The 15,873-nt window shown below is 43.9% G+C and carries 21 protein-coding genes; 1 reads left to right on the top strand and 20 read right to left on the bottom strand.

Going from position 1 to position 15,873, the window contains the following annotated elements:
* Positions 1 to 548 precede the first annotated feature (548 nt).
* The 18 genes from rplQ to A587_RS0115795 all read right to left on the bottom strand — a co-directional run bounded on the left by rplQ (position 549) and on the right by A587_RS0115795 (position 10,483).
* Entirely contained in the window at positions 549 to 947 is a 399-nt protein-coding gene (gene rplQ / locus A587_RS0115880; RefSeq protein ID WP_010378290.1) for a 50S ribosomal protein L17, read from the bottom strand.
* Positions 948 to 986: 39 nt separating this feature from the next.
* On the bottom strand, positions 987 to 1,973 hold the full coding sequence (locus A587_RS0115875) for a DNA-directed RNA polymerase subunit alpha (RefSeq protein ID WP_010378288.1): 987 nt from the start codon (positions 1,971 to 1,973) through the stop codon (positions 987 to 989).
* 24 nt (positions 1,974 to 1,997) lie between these two features.
* A complete protein-coding gene (gene rpsD, locus A587_RS0115870; RefSeq protein ID WP_017218390.1) occupies positions 1,998 to 2,618 on the bottom strand; it encodes a 30S ribosomal protein S4 in 621 nt (206 codons plus the stop codon).
* A gap of 21 nt (positions 2,619 to 2,639) precedes the next feature.
* Positions 2,640 to 3,026: a 30S ribosomal protein S11 gene (gene rpsK / locus A587_RS0115865; protein ID WP_010378285.1), complete on the bottom strand. Its 387-nt coding sequence runs from the start codon at positions 3,024 to 3,026 to the stop codon at positions 2,640 to 2,642.
* A gap of 13 nt (positions 3,027 to 3,039) precedes the next feature.
* Positions 3,040 to 3,396, bottom strand: coding sequence for a 30S ribosomal protein S13 (gene rpsM, locus A587_RS0115860; protein ID WP_010378282.1), 357 nt, complete (start codon positions 3,394 to 3,396; stop codon positions 3,040 to 3,042).
* A 131-nt stretch (positions 3,397 to 3,527) separates the two neighbouring features.
* Positions 3,528 to 3,641 carry a 50S ribosomal protein L36 gene (gene rpmJ, locus A587_RS24785; RefSeq protein WP_002959476.1) on the bottom strand — a complete coding sequence of 38 codons (114 nt, stop codon included), beginning with the start codon at positions 3,639 to 3,641 and terminating at the stop codon, positions 3,528 to 3,530.
* Between the two features lie 22 nt (positions 3,642 to 3,663).
* On the bottom strand, positions 3,664 to 4,992 hold the full coding sequence (secY, locus tag A587_RS0115850; RefSeq protein ID WP_010606805.1) for a preprotein translocase subunit SecY: 1,329 nt from the start codon (positions 4,990 to 4,992) through the stop codon (positions 3,664 to 3,666).
* A gap of 11 nt (positions 4,993 to 5,003) precedes the next feature.
* Positions 5,004 to 5,438 (bottom strand): 50S ribosomal protein L15, encoded by a 435-nt coding sequence (gene rplO, locus A587_RS0115845; protein ID WP_010378278.1) that lies wholly within the window; start codon positions 5,436 to 5,438, stop codon positions 5,004 to 5,006.
* Positions 5,439 to 5,442: 4 nt separating this feature from the next.
* Positions 5,443 to 5,622: a 50S ribosomal protein L30 gene (gene rpmD, locus A587_RS0115840; RefSeq protein ID WP_010378276.1), complete on the bottom strand. Its 180-nt coding sequence runs from the start codon at positions 5,620 to 5,622 to the stop codon at positions 5,443 to 5,445.
* Positions 5,623 to 5,628: 6 nt separating this feature from the next.
* The gene (gene rpsE / locus A587_RS0115835; RefSeq protein ID WP_010606806.1) at positions 5,629 to 6,135 is read right to left on the bottom strand and encodes a 30S ribosomal protein S5; all 507 of its coding nucleotides are present in this window, start codon (positions 6,133 to 6,135) and stop codon (positions 5,629 to 5,631) included.
* Positions 6,136 to 6,144: 9 nt separating this feature from the next.
* Positions 6,145 to 6,495: a 50S ribosomal protein L18 gene (rplR, locus tag A587_RS0115830; protein ID WP_010378271.1), complete on the bottom strand. Its 351-nt coding sequence runs from the start codon at positions 6,493 to 6,495 to the stop codon at positions 6,145 to 6,147.
* A 9-nt stretch (positions 6,496 to 6,504) separates the two neighbouring features.
* A complete protein-coding gene (rplF, locus tag A587_RS0115825) occupies positions 6,505 to 7,035 on the bottom strand; it encodes a 50S ribosomal protein L6 (RefSeq protein ID WP_010378268.1) in 531 nt (176 codons plus the stop codon).
* Between the two features lie 13 nt (positions 7,036 to 7,048).
* Positions 7,049 to 7,441 carry a 30S ribosomal protein S8 gene (gene rpsH / locus A587_RS0115820; protein WP_010378266.1) on the bottom strand — a complete coding sequence of 131 codons (393 nt, stop codon included), beginning with the start codon at positions 7,439 to 7,441 and terminating at the stop codon, positions 7,049 to 7,051.
* A 20-nt stretch (positions 7,442 to 7,461) separates the two neighbouring features.
* Positions 7,462 to 7,767, bottom strand: coding sequence for a 30S ribosomal protein S14 (rpsN, locus tag A587_RS0115815; RefSeq protein WP_010378264.1), 306 nt, complete (start codon positions 7,765 to 7,767; stop codon positions 7,462 to 7,464).
* 10 nt (positions 7,768 to 7,777) lie between these two features.
* Positions 7,778 to 8,317: a 50S ribosomal protein L5 gene (rplE, locus tag A587_RS0115810; protein WP_010378262.1), complete on the bottom strand. Its 540-nt coding sequence runs from the start codon at positions 8,315 to 8,317 to the stop codon at positions 7,778 to 7,780.
* Between the two features lie 15 nt (positions 8,318 to 8,332).
* Positions 8,333 to 8,647 carry a 50S ribosomal protein L24 gene (gene rplX, locus A587_RS0115805; protein WP_010378260.1) on the bottom strand — a complete coding sequence of 105 codons (315 nt, stop codon included), beginning with the start codon at positions 8,645 to 8,647 and terminating at the stop codon, positions 8,333 to 8,335.
* A 10-nt stretch (positions 8,648 to 8,657) separates the two neighbouring features.
* Entirely contained in the window at positions 8,658 to 9,026 is a 369-nt protein-coding gene (gene rplN, locus A587_RS0115800) for a 50S ribosomal protein L14 (protein ID WP_010378257.1), read from the bottom strand.
* A 617-nt stretch (positions 9,027 to 9,643) separates the two neighbouring features.
* Complete coding sequence (locus A587_RS0115795) at positions 9,644 to 10,483, bottom strand: polysaccharide deacetylase family protein (protein WP_017218387.1); 840 nt, start codon at positions 10,481 to 10,483, stop codon at positions 9,644 to 9,646.
* Between the two features lie 167 nt (positions 10,484 to 10,650).
* On the opposite strand from A587_RS0115795, the gene A587_RS0115790 reads away from it, so the two are divergent.
* Entirely contained in the window at positions 10,651 to 13,203 is a 2,553-nt protein-coding gene (locus A587_RS0115790; RefSeq protein ID WP_017218386.1) for a serine/threonine-protein kinase, read from the top strand.
* Here A587_RS0115790 and A587_RS0115785 read toward each other — a convergent pair.
* Both A587_RS0115785 and A587_RS0115780 read right to left on the bottom strand, forming a co-directional pair.
* Positions 13,200 to 13,664, bottom strand: a complete 465-nt coding sequence (locus tag A587_RS0115785) for a hypothetical protein (RefSeq protein ID WP_017218385.1) — start codon at positions 13,662 to 13,664, stop codon at positions 13,200 to 13,202. The two genes, A587_RS0115790 and A587_RS0115785, sit on opposite strands and share 4 nt — an antisense overlap.
* 240 nt (positions 13,665 to 13,904) lie before the next feature.
* Positions 13,905 to 15,848, bottom strand: a complete 1,944-nt coding sequence (locus A587_RS0115780) for an AsmA family protein (RefSeq protein WP_017218384.1) — start codon at positions 15,846 to 15,848, stop codon at positions 13,905 to 13,907.
* Between the last annotated feature and the right edge of the window lie 25 nt (positions 15,849 to 15,873).

Genomic DNA, 15,873 nt, shown 5'->3' with positions numbered 1-15,873 from the left:
TGTCAGTGGGGTCGCATTATAGGGCGATCCGATTTTAGTGCAACCCTTTTTTAAAGAAAATTGCGAAAAAACGTTTGTTCGAGCAAAAATAAAGCGAAACGTCCATAAACCGCACTAAATGATGATTAAATGGACTTTCACAATGTCATTTTATGGCTGCTTTATACAGTTAACGCATTATCTCACGCTAGCACCTCTATATACGTAGCACTGGTTCTCCTTAGATGTTTACGTGATTGGCTCATCCACACTCACCATAATCGTTAACTAAGAGACCCTCGTAACCAGAGGAGTTTATTCACCAAGTTTTAGCTAATCTGCACATTTAAATATGCCCAGTCAAAAGCTTGAACTTAGATAGTGCTTGATGGGAGGTTAATTTTGTAGAGTTTGAGTATTATGGTGTGGATCTATTTGCTTATGTTCATCTACATCTTTACTACAATAAGCTGTGGTTTAAATCTAAGACTAGAGGTTGTACTGTGCGGGTTATGAAAAAGAAAAAGCCGAGCTATGCTCGGCTTTTTTTGTGTCTTTAATAAGACTAATTACTCTGCAGACTGCGCGTCTTCTTGAACTTCTTCAGTCGCTGGGCGATCTAGTAGTTCAATGTAAGCCATTGGCGCGTTGTCACCTGCACGGAAGCCACACTTAAGAATACGAGTGTAACCACCTGGACGATCCGCGAAACGAGGACCGATCTCAGTGAACAATTTACCAACTACTTCTTTATCACGCGTGCGAGCAAACGCTAAACGACGGTTTGCTACGCTGTCAGTCTTAGCCAGTGTGATTAAAGGTTCAATTACACGGCGCAGCTCTTTTGCTTTAGGCAAAGTAGTTTTGATGATTTCGTGCTTCACCAAAGAACCAGCCATGTTGCTAAACATCGCTTTGCGATGGCTGCTGTTACGGTTTAATTGACGACCACTCTTACGATGGCGCATGACCCTATCCTTCTAACTAAACTAATATAGTAACTTAGATTACTCAGCTAGACTTGCAGGCGGCCAGTTTTCTAGGCGCATACCTAGAGATAGACCACGTGAAGCTAGCACGTCTTTAATTTCAGTTAGAGACTTCTTACCAAGGTTTGGTGTTTTCAGAAGCTCAACTTCAGTACGCTGTACTAAGTCACCGATATATTGAATTTGCTCGGCTTTCAGACAGTTTGCAGAACGTACAGTTAGTTCTAAGTCATCAACTGGACGAAGTAGAATCGGATCAAACTCCGGCTTCTCTTCTTTCTCTTCTGGCTCAGAAACATCACGTAGGTCTACGAATGCATCTAACTGCTCAGCAAGGATAGTTGACGCACGGCGGATCGCTTCTTCAGGATCTAAAGTGCCGTTCGTTTCCATATCGATGATTAGTTTATCTAAGTCTGTACGCTGCTCAACACGAGCTGACTCAACCGAGTACGCAATACGCTCAACCGGGCTGAATGATGCATCTAGCAACAAACGGCCGATTGGGCGCTCATCGTCATCAGAGGATAAACGACTAGACGCCGGTACATAACCGCGACCACGCTCAACACGAATGCGCATGCTGATTTCGCTATTGTCAGCAGTTAAGTGACAAATGACATGCTCAGGGTTGGCGATAGTCACATCTCCGTCGTGCTGGATATCAGCCGCAGTCACAGGGCCTACACCAGACTTAGTCAGGGTAAGGAAAACTTCATCTTTACCTTCTAGAGATACCGCTAGACCTTTAAGGTTTAACAGAATTTCAATGATGTCTTCTTGTACGCCTTCTTTCGCGCTGTACTCGTGCAATACGCCGTCAATTTCAACTTCTGTCACAGCACAACCAGGCATAGATGAAAGAAGTATACGACGTAGAGCATTACCTAGTGTGTGGCCAAAACCACGCTCTAGAGGCTCTAAAACTACTTTAGAACGCGTTGAGCTTACAGCGTCGATATCGACTAATCTTGGTTTTAGGAATTCGGTTACAGAACCCTGCATTTTATCCTCTCTTAACTCTTAACTTTACTTCGAGTAAAGTTCGACGATTAGTTGTTCGTTAATGTCCGCAGACAGATCAGAACGCTCTGGTAGACGCTTGAAAGTGCCTTCCATTTTCTTACCGTCAACTTCAATCCAAGTTGGCTTTTCACGTTGCTCAGCCAACTCTAGAGCAGCGATGATACGCGCTTGCTTTTTAGACTTCTCGCGAATTACTACTACATCTTCAGGAGTAACTACGAAAGAAGGGATATTAACAACACGACCATTAACCATAATCGCTTTGTGGCTTACTAGCTGACGTGCTTCAGCACGTGTGCTTGCAAAACCCATGCGATATACAACATTGTCTAGACGTTGCTCTAGAAGCTGTAACAAGTTTTCACCTGTGTTACCTTTAAGGCGAGCAGCTTCTTTGTAGTAGTTACGGAATTGCTTTTCTAGTACACCGTAGATACGACGAACTTTTTGCTTTTCACGTAGCTGTAAACCGTAATCAGATAGACGACCTTTACGTGCGCCGTGCTGACCAGGTGCTGTTTCTAGTTTACACTTAGAGTCAATTGCTCTTACGCCGCTTTTAAGGAACAGGTCAGTACCTTCACGACGACTCAGCTTGAGCTTAGGGCCCAAATATCTTGCCATGTTCTTTCTCCTAACCTATTGTTATACGCGACGTTTCTTCGGTGGACGACAACCATTGTGTGGAATTGGCGTCACGTCAGTGATGTTAGTGATACGGTAACCAGCAGCATTCAATGCACGAACAGCAGACTCACGGCCTGGACCTGGACCTTTGATGAATACTTCTAGGTTCTTAAGACCGTACTCTTGTGCAGCAACACCTGCACGCTCCGCAGCAACCTGTGCAGCGAATGGAGTAGACTTACGAGAACCACGGAAACCTGAACCACCTGCAGTCGCCCAAGAAAGAGCATTACCTTGACGGTCAGTGATGGTCACAATCGTGTTGTTGAAAGATGCATGAACGTGAGCCATGCCGTCAACAACCTGCTTTTTGACCTTTTTACGACGAATTGGTGCTTTTGCCATAACTTACCCCACCTTATTTCTTGATAGGCTTGCGAGGACCCTTACGAGTACGCGCGTTAGTCTTAGTACGCTGACCACGTAGTGGTAGCGAACGACGGTGACGTAAGCCACGGAAACAACCAAGGTCCATAAGACGTTTGATGTTTAGTGTTACTTCACGACGAAGATCACCTTCAACAGTGTACTTGCCAACTTCTTCACGAAGGATGTCAAGCGTTTCGTCATTTAACTCGCCGATTTTAGTAGTTTCAGCGATACCTGTCGCAGCTAAGATCGCCTTAGCGCGAGTTTTACCTACACCATAGATGCTTGTTAAACCGATAACAGCATGCTTATGATCAGGAACGTTAATGCCTGCGATACGGGCCACTAACATATCTCCTATAAATAAACTTGATTATCATCTTGCTGGAAAGCCCGTATAGGATACCCAACCGACATTCAAGTTTTACCAAAGAAACAGGCTAAGTAAAGTTACTCAGCCTGCACGACTTAATTTGCTTAGCCTTGCCTTTGCTTGTGCTTTGGCTCACTGCAGATCACACGTACAACACCTGCACGCTTGATTACTTTGCAGTTACGGCAAATTTTCTTAACGGAAGCACGTACTTTCATTACTCAACTCCGTAAACTGACCTTAACGGCCGTAGCCTTTAAGGTTCGCTTTTTTCAGCACAGAATCATATTGATGTGACATCATATGAGTCTGTACTTGTGCCATAAAGTCCATGATGACAACAACGATAATCAGAATCGATGTACCGCCGAAGTAGAATGGCGTTTGCCATGCCATAGTCATAAACTCGGGCACCAGACAGATAAAGGTTATATACAAAGCACCTGCCAATGTCAGGCGTGTCATCACTTTATCAATGTATTTAGATGTCTGCTCACCTGGACGAATGCCTGGAATAAAAGCGCCAGATTTTTTCAGGTTATCTGCTGTCTCACGCGGGTTAAACACCAACGCAGTGTAGAAGAAGCAGAAGAAGATAATAGCCGCAGCTAATACCATCGCATACAGTGGTTGACCTGGAGTCAATACTGCTGAGATAGCTTGTAGCACATCAGCGACCGGACCTTCACCTTGGCCAAACCAGCTTGCTATTGTACCAGGGAACAAAATGATACTGCTAGCAAAGATTGGTGGAATAACACCCGCCATGTTAACTTTTAGTGGTAAGTGCGTGCTTTGAGCAGCAAATACCTGACGACCTTGTTGACGCTTCGCATAGTTTACAACGATACGACGTTGACCACGCTCGAAGAACACAACTAGGTAAGTTACGGCGAATACGATTACCGCAATCAATAACAATGCTAAAATATGCAGATCACCTTGGCGCGCCATTTCTGCTGTCGAACCAATTGCAGACGGCAGGTTAGCTACAATACCAACAAATATTAGAACTGAGATACCGTTACCGATACCACGCTCAGTGATTTGTTCGCCCAACCACATAAGGAACATAGTTCCTGTGACTAAGCTCACTACAGCTGTGAAATAAAAGCCGAAGCCTGGATTCACAACTAGGCCTTCCATCATGTTAGGTAGACCAGTAGCGATACCTATCGATTGGAATGTAGCAAGCACAAGCGTACCATAACGCGTATACTGGCTGATTTTCTTACGCCCTTGCTCACCTTCTTTCTTAAGCTCTATCATCGCAGGATGTATGTGCGTTAATAGCTGCATAATAATCGAAGCCGAGATGTACGGCATAATACCTAGCGCCAATACCGATGCACGCTCAAGCGCACCACCGCTGAACATGTTGAACATCTCAACAATGGTGCCCTTTTGTTGCTCGAAGAATTCGGCAAGTACAGCGGCGTCAATCCCAGGGATTGGCACAAAAGAGCCCAGACGGTAAATAATGATAGCACCCAATACGAATAGTAATCGGCGCTTCAGTTCCGCAAGCCCACTTTGTGCACTTTGCATATCTTGACCTGGTTTAGCCATAGCGTACTTCCTTAGTCTTCTACCTTGCCTCCGGCAGCTTCGATAGCTTCGCGTGCACCTTTAGACACTTTCATGCCTTTAACAGTAACAGCGCGTGAAACTTCGCCAGATTTTACAACTTTTACGAACTGGATGTTCTTTTTAACGATACCAGCTGCCTGTAACGCGTTTAGATCTACCACATCGCCTTCAACTTTAGCGATTTCGAATAGATTCACTTCTTTAGACACAAGAGACTTGCGTGAAGTGAAACCAAACTTAGGTAGACGACGTTGCATAGGCATTTGACCGCCTTCGAAACCAACGCGTACTTTACCGCCAGAGCGTGACTTTTGACCTTTGTGACCACGGCCACCAGTCTTACCAAGACCAGAACCGATACCACGGCCAAGACGCTTACCAGCTGTTTTTGAACCTGCAGCAGGTGAAAGTGTATTCAAGTTCATCGAATTACCCCTCAACCTTAACCATGTAAGAAACTTGGTTGATCATACCGCGAACTGCTGGCGTATCTTCTAGCTCAACAGTGTGGTTGATACGACGTAAACCAAGGCCACGTAATGTAGCTTTATGCTTCGGTAAACGACCGATTGAGCTACGTACTTGAGTTACTTTTACTGTGTTTGCCATGGTGTCTTACCCCAAGATTTCGTCAACGCTAAGACCACGCTTCGCAGCAATACCTTCTGGAGAATTCATATTCTCTAGAGCTGCGATAGTTGCGCGAACGATGTTGATCGGGTTAGTTGAACCGTATGCTTTAGATAGTACGTTCTGTACGCCAGTTACTTCTAGTACTGCACGCATCGCACCACCTGCAATGATACCTGTACCTTCAGATGCAGGCTGCATGTAAACTTTAGAACCCGCGTGGCGACCCTTGATTGGGTGCTGTAGCGTGTTACCTTTAAGTTCAACAGTGATCATGTTACGACGTGCTTTTTCCATTGCTTTTTGAATAGCAGCAGGAACTTCACGTGCTTTACCATAACCAAAACCTACTTTACCAGCGCCATCACCAACTACTGTTAGTGCAGTGAAGCTAAAGATACGACCACCTTTAACCACTTTAGACACACGGTTTACCGCGATTAGCTTTTCAGCCAATTCAGGCTGTTGTGCTTTTGCTTCTACGTTAGCCATTGTCTACTCCTAGAATTGCAGACCGGCTTCGCGCGCAGCATCAGCTAGCGCCTTCACACGGCCGTGATATTTAAAGCCACTGCGATCAAAAGCGATTTTTTCAACGCCTTTGTCAGCTACGCGCTCAGCGATTGCTTTACCAACTGCTTGAGCCGCTTCGATGTTGCCTGTGCCTTTAACTGTTTCAACAATTGCTTTTTCAACAGTAGAAGCAGCAGCCAGTACATTACCCTCAGCATTGATTACTTGAGCGTAAATGTGACGTGGCGTGCGGTGGATAACAAGACGTGTTGTGCCTTGTTCGATAATATTTCTACGAGTGCGCTTAGCACGACGTAGACGAGCTGTTTTCTTATCCATCGTCTTACCTTACTTCTTCTTAGCCTCTTTACGACGCACGTGCTCATCAGCGTAACGTACACCTTTACCTTTATAAGGCTCTGGTTCACGGTATGAGCGGATGTTAGCAGCTGTTTGACCAACTAACTGCTTGTCTGCGCCTTTAACAACAATTTCAGTCTGGCTTGGAGCTTCGATAGTGATACCTGTTGGGATCTCGAAGTTCACTGGGTGAGAAAAGCCAAGGGTTAAATCTAATGAATTGCCCTTAACTGCCGCACGGTAACCAACACCTACTAGCTGTAGTTTCTTCTCATAACCATCGTTAACACCAACAATCATGTTGTTGATTAGCGCACGTGCAGTACCAGCTTGAGCCCAAGCATTAGCAACTTCACGAGGAGCTGTAGTGATAACGTTGTCGTTTAGTGAAACTTCAACCGCATCGTTGATTGTGCGAGTTAATTCACCGTTCTTGCCTTTAACTTTGATGTCCTGGCCGTTAATTGTAACTTCAACACCGGCAGGAACATTGATTGGAGCCTTCGCTATACGAGACATAGTTCCCCTCCGATTAAGCTACAAAGCCAATGATTTCACCACCAACGCCAGCGGTACGCGCAGCGCGGTCTGTCATCAGGCCTTTAGAAGTTGATACGATAGCGATACCTAGACCACCCATTACCTTAGGTAATTCGTCACGTCTCTTATAGATACGTAGACCAGGGCGGCTAACACGCTGGATGTTTTCGATTACAGCTTTGCCTTCGAAGTACTTAAGTTCGATAGTCAATTCTGCTTTTACGTCACCAGATACTGCGAAGTCAGTGATATAACCTTCGTCTTTAAGTACCTTAGCTACAGCTACTTTCAGCTTTGAAGTTGGCATTGAAACAGATACCTTCTTCGCAGACTGACCGTTACGGATACGTGTGAACAAATCCGCAATTGGATCTTGCAAGCTCATGTCTTACTCCCGTGATTCTATTACCAGCTAGCCTTTTTAAGGCCAGGAATTTCACCGCGCATCGCTGCTTCGCGAACTTTAATACGGCTTAAGCCGAACTTGCGAAGGTAACCATGAGGGCGGCCCGTGATGTTACAACGATTACGTTGACGTGAAGGGCTAGAATCGCGTGGTAAAGACTGTAGCTTTAACACTGCATCCCAACGCTCATCATCAGATGCATTAACATCGCTGATGATAGCTTTTAACGCAGCACGCTTTTCAGCATACTGAGTAACTAATTTAGCACGTTTTACGTCACGTGCTTTCATTGAATTCTTTGCCATAACCCTACCCTTACTTTTTGAATGGGAAGTTGAACGCTTCTAACAACGCACGGCCTTCGTCATCTGTTTTCGCAGAAGTAGTGATTGTGATATCCATACCGCGAACGCGGTCTACTTTATCATAATCGATTTCTGGGAAGATGATTTGTTCACGTACGCCCATAGAGTAGTTACCGCGACCGTCAAAAGACTTTGCGCTAACACCGCGGAAGTCACGAATACGTGGCATCGCGATAGAGACTAAACGCTCTAGGAAATCCCACATACGCTCGCCGCGTAGGGTTACTTTACAGCCAATTGGGTAACCTTCACGGATCTTAAAGCCAGCAACTGATTTGCGTGCTTTAGTCACTAGAGGCTTCTGACCAGAGATTGATTCTAGGTCTGCTACTGCGTTTTCTAGAATTTTCTTGTCAGCTAGGGCTTCGCCCACACCCATGTTAAGTGTGATCTTTTCGATCTGAGGGACTTGCATGACAGAGCTGTAACCGAACTTCTCTTGAAGCTCTTTTACCACTTTGTCTTTGTACACTTCATGCAGTTTCGCCATCGTCTACTCCAACTATTAAATAGTTTTACCGGTAGACTTGAAGAAACGGACTTTTTTACCGTCTTCAAATCTAAAACCTACACGATCCGCTTTGCCAGTTTCGGCATTGAAAATCGCTACGTTTGATACGTCGACTGACGCTTCTTTCTCAACAACACCGCCAGCTTGCTGTAGTTGTGGTACAGGCTTCTGGTGTTTCTTGATGATGTTAACGCCTTCAACAAATACTCGGCCAGTTTCAGTAACAACTGAAAGCACTTTACCGCGCTTACCTTTGTCTTTACCGGCTAGTACGATTACTTCGTCATCACGACGGATTTTTGCTGCCATGATCGACTCCTTATAGTACTTCTGGTGCTAGTGAAACGATCTTCATGAACTTTTCAGTACGAAGTTCACGAGTCACAGGGCCGAAGATACGAGTACCAATAGGCTGTAAGTTATCATTTAAGATAACAGCCGCATTGCTATCGAAACGGATTAAAGAGCCGTCTGGACGACGTACGCCTTTTTTAGTACGCACTACTACTGCGTTTTTAACATCACCTTTCTTCACTTTGCCGCGAGGAATCGCTTCTTTAACAGAAACTTTAATGATGTCGCCAACCGCTGCGTAGCGACGGTGCGAACCACCAAGGACTTTTATACACTGCACTTTGCGAGCGCCGCTGTTATCAGCAACGTCCAGCTGAGTTTGCATTTGGATCATCTTAATGACCTCCGGTGTAGTTACAACTCGCCTAGATTTCGTTCAAAATCAAGGCATTTAGGTTAAATTCCACTCAAAAAACTGTGATTATGTCTTTCAAGGGCGGGCAATTGTATCAGCAATGTCGCATCAAAGATAGTTCAATTTTTAATTAATTTAACGCGTTAACATGACGTACCGATTACAGTTTGAGGATATGGCGGCAAGCAATCGAGAATTCAACCACTTGCGCAAATATTAAACAAAGTTTACAGCAGAAATTTTATTTTGATTATTGTTTAGGCATATCGCTTAGTAGGCTGTGAACAAGAATTTATCACCCTTTTCTCACAAACAAGCTCAAGCTTTGAGCAAACAACCATATAGCGCGACGAGAAGATCTTAGAAAAAGTGAAGTCGAGATAAATCTCGACCTACGGCTCTCTTTTGCTTTTGATGTAATCACCCACATTGCTTACGGTGTCTAACCAATAACCGTTTTTAGGGTCCAGTGAGAAGTCGAGATAAATCTCGACCTACGGCTCTCTTTTACTTTTGATGTAATCACCCACACAGCTTACAGTGTCTAACCAATAACCATTTTTAGGGTCCTGTGAGAAGTCGAGATAAATCTCGACCTACGGCTCTCTTTTGCTTTTGATGTAATCACCCACATTGCTTACGGTGTCTAACCAATAACCGTTTTTAGGGTCCTGTAAGTAAGGAATAAGCTGGTCTAACATTTTGGTATCGACGGTGTACATGCCTTTTTCGCCCACCTCATGTCCAGCAAGAATTATCCAACTGTTATTTGCCCTAAGGTGCTCCAGTAACCCTTTTAGCTCTTCAAAACTAGCACCGTCCATTCTCACTCCTGTGAGTTGCGCAAAGTCAGTATAAGTTGGGTGATTAGCGGTTTCATCTAACCACGTACGGCCACTGTCAAAATGCTTCGCAATCACCGGCACATAACTTTTTACTTCAGCGCCGCGACCAACAAAGGTATTACCGCAAGGATATGCAAAGCTTCTGGGGGTTACGCCTAAATGCTTTTCAATATATTTTGTAGTGCTGACTACATCGCGTTCTATGTAGGCCAAATCAACCTGTTCGAGTCCTTTGTCCTTTTCCCTTAGCCAGGCAAAGTTACCCGTACATAAGTGTTCACTGGTGTGATTGCCTATTTCGTGCCCCTGCTTCACAGCGGCTTGCCACAATGCGAGCTTCTCCTTCACCTGTGGTGGCATAACATAAAATGTGCCTTTCACCTTGTGGCGATTGAGTAGCGGCACTCCCACATCAACTTGGCTTGGCCTTGCATCATCAAACGTAAGGCTTATTGCGTTATGAGCATTATTGGGGTAACTAAAGGTTTGTTTGCTATCAGCCGCTATACTAGACGTATTCACGAGCAGAGCGCTTGCCATCATGGCAGCCAAACTGAAGTGAGAAACTAAATTAGAAGATAACTTTGCCATTTGCTTGTCCTTATTATTGTTTATCCTTATAACCTACATGCGGCTGCGAGTATGACAAAGTGTTAAATTTTCAACTTGTTATTTGCGATTAAGTCCAACGCAAATGGTACTAATTTAATATTTTTAGCGATACACTAACCCCAATAATAAAAGAGAAAGACAGCGCTGTGTTGAAGTTAGAAGAATACTATCAGGACGTGATCTTGCTCGCCGAAGGCGGAATGAGCAAAGTGTACCTTGCTACCGACAAAAAATTAGGCCGCCGAGTGGCGGTAAAGGTGATGTCACTAACTCAGCACACGCAATCAGATGCACTCAACGAAGCCCGACTGTTAGCGCGTTTTAACCATCCAAACATAGTGCAAATTTATGATGTTTTTGAAAGCGATGGTCAAATGGCTTTGGAAATGGAATATGTGCAAGGTGCAACTTTACAGCACTACACAAAAACACACGTATTAACTACCGAGCAAAAAGTCGAGCTACTAAGCCATATTGCCGATGGCCTGGCCTCAGCTCATGGGCAGAACATTCTTCATTTAGACTTAAAGCCTGGCAATATACTGGTTAATGAACAGAGCATAGCCAAAATTGCCGACTTTGGTATTTCACAATTAGAAGACAACCAAGCCTCTCGTCCACATACCAGTTACGGTAGTCTTACAGCAATGTCACCAGAGCAACTGCGTGATGAAACGCTAGACAGTCGCAGTGACTTATTCTCATTTGGGCTAATAGCTTATCAACTATTAGCTGGACACCATCCTTATTTCGAACAAGCTGACGATGGCAGTGACAAGTCTATTGCTGAACAGATCAAGTTCCAGCCGTTAAAAGCCAGTGCTAAACGTATCTTAGATATTCCCCCTGCACTGGCACAGCTTATTGATCGCTTATTGCAATACGACAAAAACGCTCGCCCAAGTAGCGCGAATGAGGTCAGTCAGCAGCTAAAGCAAATTTTACACGCCTTTAGCTACGATAACAGCGAAGCGACACTGTCACTTGAACAAATAGAGCTACGAGATAGAGCCAGAGAGAGAGCCAAAGTACGTAAAAAGCAACTAGGTATTGCAGCACTTTTCACCTTTTTAGTGTGCTTAGCCGTTGGTGGGTACTGGTATTGGCAGGAAACCAAACCCAAGATCTATATTGCAGCGCTACCGATAAAATTCACAAACTCTTTTCAACTACTTGAAGCACATCAACAAAACATCGAGTTAGCAATTAACGACGCACTTAAACAACATTTTTTAAGTAATGATGATTACGTCTTCATTTCAGACAGTGAAGTAGAACAAACACAGAAATTTATTGGAGTTGAAGCACCATTAAAGGCATTGGGGCGAGCGTTAAATAGTAATGAGCTCATTACGATAAAACTAGACTGTAATATTCAAAGCTGTGACATCGTTATCGACTTAGTTGATGCGTCTAATGGAGCCTTAATTAATAGTGCGCGAACGATGACGTCGAGTGAAAACTACAGCCATGTTTTTGCTATTACAGCCTCGGCCCTCACTTCATTAACCGGACGCTCAACTGATTTAGCCACTAGCAATAAAACATTATTGAATAACTACGCCACACTGCATGATGCTAGCTTAGTAAAAGGGGCTGACCGCGCTGCGATATTAAAAGAGTTAACAACGCTGATTGATACTGCGCCGGACTTCCTGCCGCTGTATTCACTTTACTCTGAACTCGCAATTCAGTTGTATACAGATAGTTCGAATGATCAAGTACTTCTAAACTGGGAACAAGTATTACAGCAAGCCCCCAAGAGATTAAAAGCAAGTACAATTATTCAAACTTCCTATCTCGAGTTTTATGCGTTTGTAAAAGACAAGAGCCGTGCCAAAGGAACCTTTTTAGCAATTCAGAATTCAGTCAAGGACGAGTATCAAAAGCATGCACTTATCAGCATCTACTATAATTTAATAAACGATTACGCTTCGGCACTTCATCACATTGAGCTTGCCTATGAACTTAGACCGACCTTAAAAGTCATCCGCAATGCAGCCTTGCTCAACATGAAGCTTGGCCAGTATGAAGAAGCCTTACCTTACTTACGAGCAGCCAGCCACTACGGCCCTGATAACCTAAAAACACTAAAGGCTATTGCCGATATCTCTCTTCTACTTGGTAAGCTCCATGACGCAGAGAAATCTTATCAAGCTCTAGTTAATCGCTCATATACAAGTACGGCTACCTTTAATAATTATGCCATTGTATTGATGCTATTAGGTGATTTAGAACAGGCACTCGAGTTTGCTGAACGAGCAACTCAATTGGCGCCCAGTAATGTAGAAATCTTGCTTAACTACGCAGACATATACTCACTAATGGGTGAGAAGAAGAAAGCCAGTGAAGTGTATCTGCAAATTTTAGCCAGTGCTCCAGCAAGCCAAGTTGAAGTCGTGCGCATTCAAGCTTTGGCACACCTAGGTCGGAACCAAGAGGCATTAATAGCAATTGATGAATATTTGGCTGAGTATCCCGATTCAGCCGAAGCTTTTTACGTAAAATCGTTAATTCAGACGCTGATAGAAGAAAAGTATTCCGCGATGGCTTCACTGAAAAAAAGCATTGATTTAGGCTGGAGCCCGTCTTTTTATCGCCTTTCGTGGTTCAGGACATTATGTCACTCGCCATCACTTGAATTAAGAATTGGCACAGAACACTTTACCTATCTGTGCCAAGTGCAAATTACGAATTAGACTGGAGCATCTGGCTCGTCAATTATCACCCTTGGATCTTGAGAGAAATAACGCACGACACCATTTTCAGAATTCTTTTTAGCAACAAGTCTGAATTCAATATTCGAGTTGTTATTCTCTACGAGTGTAACAACCCTCGCATCAGGATTAGCTGAAAGCGCTTTGATATCATTTTCACTTAGCGTATTCGCAACATTCAATGCTTCAATCTTCACCTCAACCGTAAACTCATCTTTTAATGTGCTTGTAAGGTTATAATTGAAATTGTCTTGCGCCTCAGTAAAAAAAGTACCATTTTCAGCAAAGCTCCAGCCAGCTGTATCAGGCTCGATCTTATAGGTTAGAACAGCAATGTCACCCTCGGCTAATTTAAGCTTGACTGGCTCATCGTCATTTGAAAATATCCAGTTACCCTCAGCTTTTGGCGTCACCGTGTATTCGAGTAAAGTAGGTGTACTCATTCTTTTATCCTTCGTTTGTTTATAGAGCTATTCACATCTATCTAAGCACATGAATAACAGTAATTCTATTACAACTGGTTACAGCTTTTAGGCGTAAGACAGTTATAAGCTCACTATAACTGCATATAGATAATTAACTCGCGATAAATATAGAACAAGGGCTACCATCGGCAAGCCCTTGTTAAGCTGAAATTGATTTAAAACAAACAGATGAGCTGTTTATTGAAGCGTCATAAAGATCTATCCACCAAACAAACCTTTAAGTTTGTCTTTTACCTTATCCTTAACCTTGTCTTTGGCTTTGTCTTTGGCCGCTTCTTTTAGGTCTAGGCTAGTTTCAACTTTGTGGAATGGACCTTTGATCCGCACCGGAATTTTAAAACCGGTACTGTCATCGCTACTGGCTTGCCCTTCAATGGTATCAACAATTCCAGTCACCACACGGTAATCTACTAAAGTTTGTGGTAAATCAACGGTGCCCTTGCCTGTCACTCGTAGTAACGGGCTTGCCAACGAGAAGTCATCATTTTGACCTACGCCTTTGGTAAAGACAAAGGTGCCAGTCATGGCTGAGAAGTCGGTTTTTTGATCTGGGTCGAAATTGGCATTGAGTCCTTGCGATACCGAAGAGAAATCGCCTTTGAGCATCTCTTTGCCCTTACGGATCATCTCAGCAAGGTTTGCGCCTTTTACGCCACCATCTTTGAACTCAAAACCTAATTTACCACCTAGAGCATTCACAAATTGCTTTTGACTAACGCCTTGTGTGTTTAACGCCCAATTAAGACTACCTTTACCCAATACTTTGTCAAAGCCAATGGCATCAGTCAGTAGAGGCTCAGCATTAATTGCCGTTAACGCAAAGTCAGTACTGATGGCATAAGGTTTTGCTGCTGCATTTACAACAACCTTACCTTTACCCTGACCTTCATAGGCTTGGAATTTATCTAGGCTCAGTGTCGCCTTACCTGAGTTAAGTACTAAGCTGATTTGGTTTTCGCCAAGCTTAATTTCTCTCGCACGTAGCCCTGTAGAAGTGATCTTCACATTCGCATTGAGGCTATTAAGTGCTGACAAATCAATTGCAGTGTCATCCCACACGATAGGCTGTGCTGGTGCGCCTTCTGACTCAGGTTGCGTTTGTGGTTTTTCCACAGGTTCTGGCAAATAAGGGTTAAGATCTAACATGCCAAGGTCAACACTCGCGGTAATATCTGGCTTACCTGAGAGAGAGACTTTACTTTGACCTTTTATTACCAATTCGTCCAAGGTCGCTTCTAAGGCATTGAGAGTAAAGACTTGCCCTTGCATCGTCATTTTAGCGTTTAGGCCAAAGTCGTTGAACGCATTTTCTTTGGCTTTTAGGTCAACACCCTGCCACTTAGCTAGCGCTTTTACCGAGTCGCCAGTCAAGGCTAATTGACCGCGAATGGTTTTACCTTGCTCTGCAATTTCACCTTTATAGTCAAGGTTGAACAGCGCTGATTTTACTTGTTGTTCAACATTAAAGGTTTCACCTTCTATCGCCTTTGCTGGATTATCGAGTGTAGTAACTAGGTTAAAAGTTTGACCTTGAAAAGTCAGCTTGCCGTCGACTTCTAATGGTTGGTACAGTGACGATAGCATCACGCTAATGTCTAAATCAGTTACCTGATATTCAGCGCCTGTCACACCATCAAGATAAATCACCGAGCCACCATAAATCGCCACTTCGCCAAGGCTAACATCTAAGCCTTCCGGTAACTGCATATTACCTTTTGAGCTGGTTTGCGCCGTTGGCGTGTTTTCTGCACTGGTGGGTAGCAACTGCCAGTTAGCATTACCTTGTTTGTCGGTTTCTAGGATAATTTTAGGATTATTGATCACAAAGCGCTCAAGCTTAGCTTCACCAGACAACGCACTTAACCACGGAATATGCACGGCAAGTTGCTCCATAGCGAACATATCTGGGCGACTGCCCGTTGCCATGTTGGCAAATCGCACTTGGTTTAGCTCAAGGTGCAGCGTTGGGAAAATACCGATGTCAGAGTCGCCATCGATCGACAGTTTTCTACCTGTCACTGACTCAACCTGTGACGTGACTTGGTCAATAATTGCCTGTTTGGGGATTAAAAACGGGGCTGCGATAACAAGAATAATAATAAGCGCGACAATGGCGCCTACGATTTTAACTAGCCGGTTCATTGCTTTTCCTTCGTAAGGCTTGGTT

Origin of the sequence: Pseudoalteromonas sp. NJ631 (assembly GCF_000276645.1) — a bacterium.
Lineage (GTDB): Bacteria > Pseudomonadota > Gammaproteobacteria > Enterobacterales > Alteromonadaceae > Pseudoalteromonas > Pseudoalteromonas piscicida.
Note: the sequence above shows the minus strand (reverse complement) of the source record. Positions and strands in the feature narration are given on the sequence as shown.